This is a genomic window from Kitasatospora sp. NPDC017646 (assembly GCF_044329365.1).
Classification (GTDB): domain Bacteria; phylum Actinomycetota; class Actinomycetes; order Streptomycetales; family Streptomycetaceae; genus Kitasatospora.
This window is the reverse complement of sequence record NZ_JBIRJC010000087.1, coordinates 1-11,974: the sequence shown is the minus strand read 5'-3', so window position 1 is coordinate 11,974 and position 11,974 is coordinate 1. Positions and strand designations below refer to the sequence as shown.

The 11,974-nt window shown below is 70.1% G+C and carries 9 protein-coding genes; 4 read left to right on the top strand and 5 right to left on the bottom strand.

The window, feature by feature from the left end:
• Window positions 1-1,363 precede the first annotated feature (1,363 nt).
• Entirely contained in the window at window positions 1,364-1,690 is a 327-nt protein-coding gene (locus ACH4J0_RS41975; protein WP_396246465.1) for a hypothetical protein, read from the bottom strand.
• 1,492 nt (window positions 1,691-3,182) lie between these two features.
• Here ACH4J0_RS41975 and ACH4J0_RS41970 point away from each other — a divergent pair.
• Window positions 3,183-3,968, top strand: coding sequence for a hypothetical protein (locus tag ACH4J0_RS41970; protein ID WP_396246464.1), 786 nt, complete (start codon window positions 3,183-3,185; stop codon window positions 3,966-3,968).
• A gap of 110 nt (window positions 3,969-4,078) precedes the next feature.
• Here the strand turns inward: ACH4J0_RS41970 and ACH4J0_RS41965 are convergent, their stop codons facing one another.
• The gene (locus ACH4J0_RS41965) at window positions 4,079-5,674 is read right to left on the bottom strand and encodes a replication-relaxation family protein (protein WP_396246463.1); all 1,596 of its coding nucleotides are present in this window, start codon (window positions 5,672-5,674) and stop codon (window positions 4,079-4,081) included.
• Between the two features lie 712 nt (window positions 5,675-6,386).
• On the opposite strand from ACH4J0_RS41965, the gene ACH4J0_RS41960 reads away from it, so the two are divergent.
• On the top strand, window positions 6,387-7,238 hold the full coding sequence (locus ACH4J0_RS41960; protein ID WP_396246462.1) for a replication-relaxation family protein: 852 nt from the start codon (window positions 6,387-6,389) through the stop codon (window positions 7,236-7,238).
• A 130-nt stretch (window positions 7,239-7,368) separates the two neighbouring features.
• Window positions 7,369-7,683, top strand: a complete 315-nt coding sequence (locus ACH4J0_RS41955; protein ID WP_360431349.1) for a hypothetical protein — start codon at window positions 7,369-7,371, stop codon at window positions 7,681-7,683.
• 173 nt (window positions 7,684-7,856) lie between these two features.
• On the opposite strand, the gene ACH4J0_RS41950 is transcribed toward ACH4J0_RS41955, so the two are convergent.
• Entirely contained in the window at window positions 7,857-8,000 is a 144-nt protein-coding gene (locus tag ACH4J0_RS41950) for a hypothetical protein (RefSeq protein WP_360431346.1), read from the bottom strand.
• Between the two features lie 358 nt (window positions 8,001-8,358).
• Window positions 8,359-8,646, bottom strand: a complete 288-nt coding sequence (locus ACH4J0_RS41945) for an NUDIX domain-containing protein (protein WP_396246461.1) — start codon at window positions 8,644-8,646, stop codon at window positions 8,359-8,361.
• Between the two features lie 149 nt (window positions 8,647-8,795).
• Between ACH4J0_RS41945 and ACH4J0_RS41940 the strand changes: the two genes are divergently transcribed.
• Window positions 8,796-9,827 carry a hypothetical protein gene (locus ACH4J0_RS41940; protein WP_360431340.1) on the top strand — a complete coding sequence of 344 codons (1,032 nt, stop codon included), beginning with the start codon at window positions 8,796-8,798 and terminating at the stop codon, window positions 9,825-9,827.
• Window positions 9,828-10,384: 557 nt separating this feature from the next.
• On the opposite strand, the gene ACH4J0_RS41935 is transcribed toward ACH4J0_RS41940, so the two are convergent.
• The gene (locus ACH4J0_RS41935; protein ID WP_396246460.1) at window positions 10,385-11,896 is read right to left on the bottom strand and encodes an ISL3 family transposase; all 1,512 of its coding nucleotides are present in this window, start codon (window positions 11,894-11,896) and stop codon (window positions 10,385-10,387) included.
• Window positions 11,897-11,974: the final 78 nt, after the last annotated feature.

Here is an 11,974-nt window from a genome sequence, read left to right as displayed (position 1 = left end):
CGGAAGGCCCTGAAGGGCCTTACCCCCGGCCTGACGGCCGGGGCGCCGCTGACGCGGCGTCAGCCGGGGGTGCCGCCTACGGCGTCACCGTGCGTGGTGTGGCCTCGGCTGCGCCTCGGCGGGCGGTGGGTGGTTGGGGGAATTCGCCTGCGGCGAATTCGTGGGCGCGGCACGCGCCATCGTGCCGGGCGTCGGGCGTCGCTGCGCTCCGCCAATCTCGGGGTATTGTCCCGGGCCTGCGGCCCGTCAATCGGTCGGCTTTCCCGGTCAATTGGCCGGTGTTTTTCACGGCCCTACGGGCCGGTTGCTGACAGGGTTTCCGGGCTGCGCCGGGGGGGTGAGCGTTGACGATGTGACGCGAAATTCGGGTAGCGGCCCCTTCCCCCGATCGGGAGGGGGTGCCGGCCGGGGCCTACGGCCCTCGGCGTTGACGATGTGTCGCAGACTTCCGGTATCAGCCACAACCCCACCCCCCGGGCCCTCCTCCGGTCCCGGCCGATGGCCGGTTCCGCCTTGCGGTTGCTGGGCTGTCGGCCCATCCGCCGCCTTCGGGGCGGGGCCTGCGGCCCCCGGGTGCCAACCCCGGGCCACCCTCCCGGCTCGGTCCTCCCGGGCCCCTGTGGCGGGCCCTCACCAGCGGCCCGGACGGCGGCCCCTGACGGAACCGCAACCGAGAATCCCCGGCGGGCATCCGAAGCGATTCCGGCGATGCTTCCCGGAGCGCCATACGGCTCTATCCTACCGGTCCGCCAACAGGCGCGGGACGCAAACAGGAAGCCTCGCGGCAACCGTCCACTCCGGCCCTATCAGGCGACACTCAAAGCCGGAATACGAATTCCCTTCCACCCTCTTCCAGACGGCAATCAGAAAGCCCCGCACGGCGCAGCGGGCAGAAATCACATTCAGGCACGCCAGAAAGGGGCCTACGGCCCTCCACACCGACACGGCGACCGCCCTTCCAGGCCGCCCAGAAAATCCCGCCCCGCATCAACCCAGCAATTCCCGGAGCAGCGCCACCAAACCGAACACCGAACCAGGACGGCCGGGCCTGGACGGCGGCCCTGGGCAGCAGCGCGGGCGGCGGGCAGGGCACGCCCGGAGGCGGCCGGGACGGCCAGGACCGGCCACCAGGGCCTCCAGGGGCACGGGCTGGACGGTGGGCCGAGACGGGCGCAGCGGGACGGCCTGGCGGCCGACCAGGACGGCGACCAGGGCGCAGCAGCGGAGCGGGGCGCCGGGCGGGACGGCGCGAGCGAGAGGCTGACCCGTGACAGCGAAGCTGGGACGGTTGTCACCGAAGTTGGGACAACGCCATTTTGTGACAGCGAAGTTGGGAAACACCCCTGTCAACGGCCTCGAAGCGCTACAGCACCGCAACGCATGAGCTCAGATCGGCGGCCAGGAAGACCAAGCGCGAGTCTCCGGTGATATCCACTCGGCCCAAGACGACTTGGGTGTCACCCGCACGCCGGAGGTCGGGCAATCCCTGTTCGAAGTCCTTGCAAGTGACGACGCCGTCCTCCGCCATGCACTGGGCCCGCCATGCCCAGATGCCGAGAAGCCGACTGGCCGGCACCGTTGATTCGGCCCACACCCGGAACGGAGCCCCAGCACGCAGGGCCACGGCAGCATGGCCAGCGGCATCAGTCTCATGCCGTTCGAGGGCAGCAATCAGGTCTTCGCGATCCACGACGTGCAGTATGACGCTCTGCGAGCGCCAGCAGCCTGCCCCGTCCTTCCCGACTTCGCTGTCACAAACTGCGCTGCTTCCTGGATTCGCTGACACAAACAGCCGTTGTCCCGACTTCGATGACAACCGTCCCAGCTTCGCTGTCACAGGTCAGAGGCGGCGGGAACCCGCCGAAGGCCGGCGGACCAGGCAGCGGGTGCAACACGGCACTGCAACACGCCCACCCGCCCCTGCCCCTAGCCGCATAACGCCTGGTCAGACCCGCAACACGGCCCCGTGTTGCACCCCAGCGCAACACCGCGTTGCACCCCCGCGTTGCACCCCGCGCCCACCACCAGGCCGACCGCCACCGGCCGCCGAGAACCACCACCAGCACCAGGCCGTCGAGAAGGCCGGCCTTCCCGACCGTCACCACCCAGCAGCAGCCGCGGCCCCGCCCCGGCACCCTGTCGCACCCACCTGTCGCACCCAGACCACAGACAGGGGATCAGGGGTATCCGCCCACGTCACACCACACGACACCACCCCATCGCGACAGGCAACGCGACAGCAGGCGCGACAACCCGCCCACTACTCCCCAGCCGCCACCAGAACGGCCTCCGAGGCGGCCTGACGGCCACCCAGCCGCCCAGCCGCCCAGCCGGAACCGCGGCACCCAGCAGCCCGGGACGGCGGCACAGCGAGGCCCAAACGGCCCCGGAGGGCGGACCCGGGACGACGGCCGCCGAGCAGGGCGCAGCAGGACGGCCTGGCGGCCGACCAGGACGACGGCCGGGCCCAGCAGCGGGCGCGCAGCGCCGGACGGCGGGCCAGGACAGGGGCACCAGAACGGCGGCACCGGCCCGGACAGCGGGCCGGGAGAACGCGGCCCGGCCACCCCGGACGGCGGCCGCCCGACCGCGACCACCGAGAAGCCCCCCACCAAACCGAACACCGGCCCCGCCCACCACACCCGGCCACCACAATTCCAACCCGAATTCACACCACCACCCGAAAGCCAATCCGCCAAAACAACCGAACGGAATACCCGGCAGAATTCACCCCCGAAAACAACCCACAACACCCCGCCCACCCCCCGACCAGCTCCACCCCACCCCCGACCCCACCCCGCCAACCACACACAGTCACCGACCTCCGGACAACACCAACCCGGCGCATCCTCCAGACAGGTCCAACCAAAGGTCCAGACAATCCAGCGTCCAAGGCCAAAACACGCCCACCACAACCAACAGGTCACACCCTGCGGCCCTTCGCCGGGTAGAGCTTGGCGTGCAGCACGCGGTCCTCCCACCACGGATCAGCGAGCCTGCCGCGCCGGTACTGCCTGCGCTCCCTGTCCGTGGGCAGCGGCAACCACAACGACCCAGGCTCTCGACCTCCCGGACGACAGCACGCACCGGACCGGGGTCCGGTCGACCAGGTGGTCGAGCCGACGGGTTCGGCTCAGTTGAACTAGCCACCCGGCTACCCAATAGCCGTTAGGGTACGGGCCATGCTGACCTGGTCTCGCCAACAGAAGTTCGCCGGTTGCCACTTGAAGCGCAAGCACTTGGAAGACCTGCATAACGGGGCAACAGCCGGCTACTCAGAGCCCACCGTCGTTCATTGGGAAGGCTCGGGATGGGTAGGGGACGGTCCTGGGAAAGGCGACGGCTTCCGTGTGAAGTCCAGCTCGCTCACCAGCCTGGAAGCCGAGGTCGGCCAGAAGACCCTCGCTGCGCTGAGGCTGACAGTGAGCACGGCAAGCGAGCCGAACGACCCGCGCGTCGAGATCACGATGGGCGACCTTGAGAACCCTCAAGGTCACTTCACAACGCTCTTCCTCGGCATCGTCGCGGTAACCGACTCGCGATGGTTTACCCGCGTCCGAGTCTGTGATCCTGACGTAGCTGCGGCCCGCGACAGATTCGACGTTCTGACGAAGACCCTGAAGCAGTCGCAAGGCGTACGTCGTCTCGCAGGCGGCTGGCCGTGGATGATCCATGTCGCGATGCAAACCTTCCTGTTCTGGCTCTTCGTCGACTACATCGGTCTTGACCAGAGCGGCGACAGATACCTCTTCGGCGGGATGGCCCTGGCTGCGGTATCGCTTCTCAGCTGGCAGTTCTTCGCCGACTGGCTGGTCCGAACGCGGCTGCGCATCACGCCGACTCCGATGCTCTGGTGGCAGCACCTGACGACAAGCCCCGGATTGTCCGGAGCCATCGGGGCTGTCGTCGGCGTTCTGGGGCTAGTGGTGGCCGTGATCTCAGTAGTCGTCACCGTCATGATCGCCTGAGCAGCCTCCCTGCCCGGAGTGCAGTACCGTTTTCCCGGACCGACACGCACGCCCACCCCGCCAAACGCCCACATCAGCAACGCCGCTGAACCCACCACAGCGCGAGCAGGTCACGCCTTGCGGTCCCGGACCGGGTAGAGCTTCGCGTGGAGCACCCGCACCTCCCACCACGGATCGTCTGGGGTGGAGACCAGCGCGGCCACCAGCTCTCGCTTGGTCGGGACCGGCAGCATCAGTGGGCCCAAGTCCTTTGCGGCGCGGGCCTGTACGCACTCGGGGCACTCCAGCCGGTCCGGCCGGGCCTCCTCCCGCAGCTCCAGCTTCGCGCCCTCCTTCCCCCCAATCGAGCCCCGGCACGTCCAGCACGGGCGCAGCGCGGCGTTGGCCGTGCGGGCGGCCTCCAGCTGTTCTTCGGCCTCCCGTTCCAGGCGCTCCTCGCGGTCCTGGTGGCAGGGCCAGCAGCGGCCGCCGGGGCGGCGGGTCCACTCGACCTGTCCCTGGCGGCCGTACTCCCAGGTGCTCTCCTCCTCGGGAACGTCGCCGCAGTCGATGCAGGCCAGGGAGTCCATCAGCTCCTGGTGGGCCTTGTGCTCCTCGTCCTCTCGGGCGGCCTGGCGCAGGTCGTAGGCGGCCCGGTTGTTCGGGTTCTCCAGCGCCTCGATGAGGCAGTGCCGACCCGAGCGGCCGAAGCGCCACCACACCGGCCCGAGCGGCCCGCGGGCGGCCAACAGCTGAAGGGTGGTCGCGACGATGGGCACGGCGTCGTCGTACTCGCGCCAGCCGTCGTCGTTGTCGTCGCGGACCTCCCTGCACCACCGGCCGCGCCAGCAGTCAGCGGACAGGTCCGCCACGGCCTGCTGCCGGTTAGCCAGCGCAACCGGTCCGGCGCCGGTGACGACCAGCGCGACCGGCGGGTACCCGGGCCGGGCGTGGCCGGGCCAGGCCCGCCGCCACCAGTGCACCGTCCGGTCGGCCGGCTCCTTCTCCGCGAGGGCCGGGTCGTTGTCGCGGACCCTGGTGCGGAACAGCTCCCGGTAGCGGGGGAACTTCGCGGCGACGTCGGCCGGCGCCATGGTGGAGCGGTCGACCTCGACCATCAGCACCGGCACCCCGATCTCCGGGGCCTGCCACACCCCGTCCGGGCGCACCTTGCGCCTGCCACCCGGCAGCAGGAACTCGGTCTCCGTCGACCAGGACCGCACCGTGCCGACCCCGCCCGCGGCCCCGGGCGCGGTGCCGCCGAGGACAAAGGCGAGCACGGTCTCGTTGACGGCCATCGCGTGCTGGGCGCCAGTACGGCCGGCGCCCCGGGCGGTGCCGCCCATCTCCGAGCGGACCATCCCGAGCACGGCGGCGGCCGCGTCCAACCCGGCCGCGCCTTCGAGGCGCCACGTCTTGTGGCGGTTGCGGGTGTTGCCGTCGGAGGCGACCAGGCCGTGCAGCGCGAGGTCGCGCAGCGCCTGCCGGATCACGGTGTTCGACGCCGCCCGGGGGCGCAGCAGACGCTGGAGCTGGTCGGCGGTGGCGACCTTGAGGACGCCGAGCGCGCCGAGGACATCGGCCCGCAGCGCGGTGGTCGAGCCGTTCGGGTTCGCAGACCCGCGCCGGTAGGCGGTCCGTCCCGACCGGGACGGCTCGGCCGGTTCGACGGCGTCGGCCTGGTCGTCGTTGTCGTCGGGCTCAGCGAGGCGCTGACGGGTGCTCACGGGCGTCTCCCGGCGGTCGTGGTCGGCTGCTGCCTCTCCGGGATATCCGGCCGCCACGACAGCCGCCAAGCCCGTTCCCGACCCGCGCGCCGCACCCTCTCCCACCACCCCTGATCCGGCCCCGCCGCCACCCCCCGACCAGCGAGCGGCCGACACCAGCCGGACGCGAGAAAAGGAAAGGCCCACCGCAGGTGCAACAACCCGAACCGACCAACCGACAACGCCACAACCACAAACCAAAACCAAAAGCAGAAAGACGGGAGAAGAGGGTTGTCGGAATCCGGTGGCGGCCCGGATTCGGGCGCTGAGCTGGGCGGATTCGCCTCTCGGGCGCGAGGTGGCCGGTAGGGGCAGCGGAGGGGGAAACGGAAGGGCGAACGGAAGCGATCCGGCAAACTCACCAGGGCCACCAAGGTATTGGTGAGTTTCCTTGATGGGCCATCAAGGAAACTCACCGGGGCACCTTGATGAACGTTCCAGCAGGTCAGAGACGTGCCGAGCGAGCCGACGAGGGCTCCGAGGTTGAGACTGGTTGGCGGACGGGATTACGGACCGCATTTCGGACCGGTTAGAACACGGGATACCTTGATGGCGGGAGTTATCAGATCGTTATGAACTACCAACCTTGATGGTGAGAAATCCGGTGAGTTTCGTGGGGTTCCATTCTCCGAGCACGGGATAAGCCCGCGCTTCGGACCGAGGGAGCACATTCGTGCACGGGGATCTGGAGACCGACCACGACGTTCTGGTCACGCTTCACCGCTTCACGCTGGCGACCGCCGAGCAGCTCCACCAGCTGCACGGCGGCGCAGCCGGGATCAAGCAGACCCAGAAGCGCATGGCCCGCCTGCACACCGAGGGCCTGGCCGAGTTCGTAACCCTGCCGCAGGCCGGCCGGGCGAAGGCCTGGCACCTCACCGCGGCCGGCTCCGCCGTCGCCGCCACCTTCCCCGAGGCCCGCCGCCCGGCCGCCGTGCCGGAGACCGAACAGCTCGCCGTCCGGCACGGGCGCGAGCACCTGCTCGACGTCGGCCGGATCCACGCCGCCTTCGTCGCCGACGCCCGCACCCGCGGCGAGGCCTGCGGCCCGCTCGACCTCCTCCCCGCCCCGGAGCTGTCAGTCGAGGGCGGCGGTGTGTACCGGCCCGCCGCCGAGCTCGCGTACACCGCCGGCACCGGCGAGGAGCGGCACCGGCTGCGGGCGTTCGTCGAACGGCACCGCCCTGGTGTTGGCGCCGAGGAGACCGCGGCGCAGCTGGCGGCCTGCGCCGCCCTGTGGGAGCAGTCGGGTCCGGGCGGTCGGGGTCGGGCGTGGGAGCGGCGCTGGCGGTCCTTCCCGCGGCTGCTGGTCGTCCTGGTCGGCACCGCGGCCTCCGGGGTGCGCGGCGCGGTGGCGGACCTGCGGCTGGCCGCCGAGGAGAACCCGGCCGTCGCCGAGCTGCTGGCCGCCGTCCCGGCCGGCGCCGCCCGGATCGAGGACCTGGTCCAGCGCGGACCGGCCGCCCCCATCTGGCACCCGCTCGGCGACCGGGGTGGGCGGGCGTGCGGCTGGACCGAGCTGTAGGCCTGGTTGTCACCACAGGGTCGATCACTTCGTTCTGCCCGCGCAGAACCAGGCCTCGCAGCCCGAGGCGACGTCCGCACCGGCGAGGCACAGCCGGGCACCGATCCGGTCGCACGTACGATTCCCTGCCGTGGGCAAAGAGCAGAAGACCTTCGAGTACACCAGCGACCTGATCACGGCGCAGCGCGCGTTGGTGGCGGTGCGGGCGGAGCGCCTTGCGTTCCTGGCCACGCTGCCGACCTGGGGCGGTGACCTGGAAGCCGCGCGGCGCGGGGTGAGCGAAGAGCAGTCGGCCGAGTCCGCGCGCTTGGAGGAGGCCGAGCGGCAGGCCTCGCACGCGGTGTGGGCCGACGGGTATTGGGCGACGCTGTCTGGTGAGGACCGCGTCATCGCCCGCAGCCGGCTCCAGCACATCGACGACCCGGCCGAGGAAGCGGCGGCGTAGTTGGGGGTTCGAGCCTTTCGGTGCCGCGCGGCCGCCGCTCCTGTTCCAGGCCAGTGTCCGAGGCCGGCGGTACGCTGCCGGGGCCCCGAGAAGGCATCGGAAGGCCGCCACCTGCGGGTGGCGGCCTTCCGGCATCTCGAAGCGGTGGCAGCCTTCGTGGCCGCGCTTTCGGGTCAGAGCCGGCCGGAGTCCGATCCGTTGTGCGTGCCCCAGGTCGAGTCGACGACACCGCCCCAGTTGGTGTCCGGTGTGCCGCCCCAGATCGTGTCCGGCATGGTGATACCCCAGACCGAGTCCCTGCGTCCACGAGCGGTCATAACGTCCTCCCCAGCGTTCTGTGTGCGGGCGCACCACTGTAGGCGCACTGACCTCTCCTGTCACCGCTCCCGGCGCGGGTCAGCGGCCTGGATCGAGGACCTGGTGCAGCGCGGACAGGCCGCCCCGGTCTGGCACCCGCTCGACGCCTGCGGTGGGCGAGCGTGCGGGTGGACGGAGCTGTAGGGCGTCGGCGCAGGAACGGCGAAGGGGTGGCCCGAGCGCGGGCCACCCCTTTCCATCGCTGTTCTGCCTTCCCGGGCGACCGAAGCCGCCCCCGGCAAGGCCACGGTCAGCCCATGGCCGTACCCTACCCCGCCAGCAAGCGCGGGCAGGTGACTGACCGTCGCTCAGTCGAGGTCAGCGGAGGCCAGGGCCACCGCGAGGTGCGGGCAGCACCGCCAGGTCGAGGCCGAGCTCATCGAGGAGCTCCCGGCGCAGCGCGGTCTCGGGTTCTTCGCCGTCCTCGACCAGGCCGCCGGGCAAAGCGAGCGGGTTCGCCGATTTCTGGTCCGGGAGTTGCAGGAACCCACGCGTGAGGGGTTCGTCAACGGCATTGAGTATGGCGGGTTCGCGGTCAACCTGCGTCGGGGGCGGGGCAGTGTCAGGGGGAATCACTTGGCGCCGACTGCGGGGCTTCGCGGCCATCGGAGTCGTGGAGGCGGGGGAGACTCGCCAGTTCGGGAGGCAGTTGACTCGGCGGGTAGATCGAACTGTTCACGGGTTTCGACAGCAGCAAGAGCTGCTGACGGGGGTGCTCGATGGCCGGGGGCACCGAGTGACTAACGTCGTCTTCCATGACGAGGACCACGCCCTCACGCCCGATCGATGTCGAAGGGCTCTTCCCGGAACTGACCGCTTACCGGGGCACGACGACGCGGCTCCATCCGCGGCCTGGCATCCCGCAGGCATCGGATAGCTCGGTGGGTGGTCCGATGCTGTGGCCAGCGGACGAGCCGTGGCCGGCGTGCGGTGAGGCGCACGGCCGCGGACGGGGCCGGCGCCCGGTCGACATCCACCGCTACCGGCAGGTACTGGCCACCGCGTGGGCCCGAAACCAGGCTGCCGGCCCGACGGAGGAGGAACGGGAGCTGCTGAAGGAACTGCACCAGGAGCACCGAATCCCCGGCGCATCGGAGACGGATCCGCTACCGATGATCGGCCTGGCACAGCTGTACCGGCGGGATGTCCCCGACCTCCCGGCCGGGCCGGGCGGCTGCGACCTGCTCCAGGTGTTCTGGTGCCCTTTCAACGCCCACGGCCCGGGCCGGTACGACCTGGCTCTGCACCTGCGCTGGCGGCGGTCGTCGGAAGTCGGCGAGGTGCTGACACCGCAGCCGCAGCCTCTGGTCGTCGGATCGGACGGGTTCGTTCCCGAGCCCTGCGTCCTGCACCCGGAGCAGGTGGTCATCTACCCGTTCGCCGGTCTCCTGCCCGAGGACCTGTGCGCCCGGATCGACGCCTGGGACGAAGCCCAGGAGGAGGAAGCCGAGCAATCGAGGGACGAGAACTCCACCGAGCCGATCGGCTACCAGTACGACCTGTCCATCCCGCCCGGCTGGCGCGTCGGCGGCTTCGCCTCCTGGCACGCCACCGATCCATACCCCATGGACTGCCAGACCTGTAGGACACCCATGCGCCTCCTGCTGACCATCGACAGCTCGGAGTGGGACGGCGGCAGCGGCAGCTGGAAGCCACTGGAAGACCGAGATCTGCCCACCTACCGGTGCGCCACCCCCACCGGCGTAACCGTGGGCCGATTCGGCGAACTCAATGTCTTCGCCTGCCCCACCGATCCCGACCATCCGCACCGCTGGAGCATCCAGTAGGTCGAGGGCGGCGGCCATGCGTCTGGTCCGGCACTCCGCTCATCGGCGAGCACGGGTGCTGTCGCTTCTCGGGTTCTGGCCCAACTTCTGTGGAACAGTCACGCTACGTACATGCAGGCCGATCGACCAAGGGCTCGTCCTCCTCGGCTTCGACGACGAGGCGGAGCTCGGCGGGACGATCGCCTTCTGCGAGCTTGACGAGTTCGTAGGTCCCACGTGGCCTGCCTGGCCGTGGTGACAGAGCGCAGTCGATCCTGGATCCGATCTGATTGATGGCGTAACTGGTCGTGGTACCAGCCAAAGGCCCATCGAGAAAGACCGCCGAACACACGTTGATCTTGGGAGCGCGCACTACTGCATCAAGCCCGTAGCACTCAGCGAGATCCTCTGGCGTGAGGCTCGGGTCAACGAGTTCGGTTGCGTCTCCAGGCAAGATCAATAGGTGACGGCCATCCGCACTCATCGGGCCTGCGCTGAGGGTTCCAAATCGACTCGGCATGTCGGAATTCTCTCAAGCCGGATTGCCCAGTGAGAAGGATTTCGGCTACTCGAAGTGACTAGGCGAGCAGGACCCGCTTTCGCAGGAGCGCAAAGCCAGCGCGCCCGTACATCTGGCGCTTGAGCATCTTGATCCGGTTGACGTGCCCTTCGACGACGCCAGAACTCCAGGGCAGAGTGAGGCCGGCGATGACGGCGTCGCGGTCGCGGTCGATGCCCGCAGCGAGGGTGTGCAGGCTGGGCAGGTCGTCCCGCCGGACGGCGTCGAGCCAGTCGGGCATCCGCTCGCCCTGGCGCTCGGCGAGCATGGTCGCGAAGGAGCGGACGTGCCCGGTGAGCGCGTCGAGTTCGGAGCAGTGCGTCCGGACAGCCTTGAGCTGGAGTCGCTCGGTCTCGGTGAGGGTGTCCGGACGGCGGAGGATCCATCCGGCGACGGTCCGGGGCGAGGGAGGCCGGGCGGTCACCTGCTGCGGTGATGTGCGCTTGTCGTGCAGGTAGGCGCGAACGCGCTGGTAGCTGCCCTTGTAGCCGAGCGGCACGATCTCCTCCCACAGCTTCCAAGCGTTGGTGCAGCCGTCGCTCCAGCGGTCGTCCAGATAGGGCTTGTAGTCGTCGAGGACGGAAGGCCGGTTCTGCCACTGACCGGCGAACAGCTCCTCCGGCGTCGCAGCATCGGCGAACTGCTTGACGGTGCGATAGGTCATCCCGAGCTGCCGCTGGACCGAGCGCCGACTGTGTCCCGCCGCCAGCAGCGCGTGGACGGCGGCATGCCGGGCCCGGGTCCGATCGGCGAACCGGTGTCCGCGCGGCCAAGGAGAACCGGACGAGTCCACGGCCGGAACAACCTCGGGTCCGGGGCCGGGTTCAGGGACCGTGGGGACCAGAGCGCTGAGGCAGCGACGGTGCTGGGCGACGCTCCGTTCGGTGGCCTCGCTCAGGTTGTGCCAGAGATGCCACCGGTCCGCGACCTGGACTGCCTGCGGCGCACCGGCGGTGGCGCCCTCAGCGAAGAACGGCGCCCGGTCCCGGCACACGACCTCGACGCCGGGCCGATCGGCGAGCCAGGCCGCCAGGCTCGATGCCTCCCGGTCGGGCAGCAGGTCGACAGGGCGGCCGGATTCGACGTCGACGAGAACGGTGCCGTAGTGGCGGCCCTTTCGGGTGGCGTACTCGTCCACGCCGACCACACGCGGGGCGGGCGCTTCCGGCTCGGGAAGGGCGTCGATCAGGCGCAGGACGGTGCTCCGGCTGGCCGAGACCCCGAGCACGGAGCTCAGGCGGGCGCCGGCACGGCCTGCCAGGGCGAGACCGACCGAGGCCAGCGTCGAGCGCAGCCGCTCGGTCCGTTGACCGTGGCGACGGGTCAGGCCGGGTATCTGCTCGACGAAGGTGCGGCGGGTGCACCCCGAGTTCCCGCAGGCGAACCGGCGGACCCTCAGCTGAAGAACAACACTTCGCCCGGCGCTGGGCACATCGGCGGGAAACCGCAGGTAGGAACCATGAACTCGGCTCGACCAGACCCCGCACGCCGGGCAAGCGGCACCGTTCCCAGTGCATTGAGGAAGTTTCATCGTGATTGGTGCAGGTCACCGGCCCTGGTGTGACGAGTCGTTGGGTTGCTCGCGCAGTTCATCATGGTGATCGTCGCG

Bases quoted from the DNA above. Each gene is read 5' to 3' on its own strand.
- ACH4J0_RS41970 (WP_396246464.1), top strand. From the start codon at position 3,183: ATGCTGACCTGGTCTCGCCAACAGAAGTTCGCCGGTTGCCACTTGAAG.
- ACH4J0_RS41950 (WP_360431346.1), bottom strand. From the start codon at position 8,000: ATGACCGCTCGTGGACGCAGGGACTCGGTCTGGGGTATCACCATGCCG.
- ACH4J0_RS41945 (WP_396246461.1), bottom strand. From the start codon at position 8,646: ATGGCCGCGAAGCCCCGCAGTCGGCGCCAAGTGATTCCCCCTGACACT.
- ACH4J0_RS41940 (WP_360431340.1), top strand. From the start codon at position 8,796: ATGACGAGGACCACGCCCTCACGCCCGATCGATGTCGAAGGGCTCTTC.
- ACH4J0_RS41935 (WP_396246460.1), bottom strand. From the start codon at position 11,896: ATGAAACTTCCTCAATGCACTGGGAACGGTGCCGCTTGCCCGGCGTGC.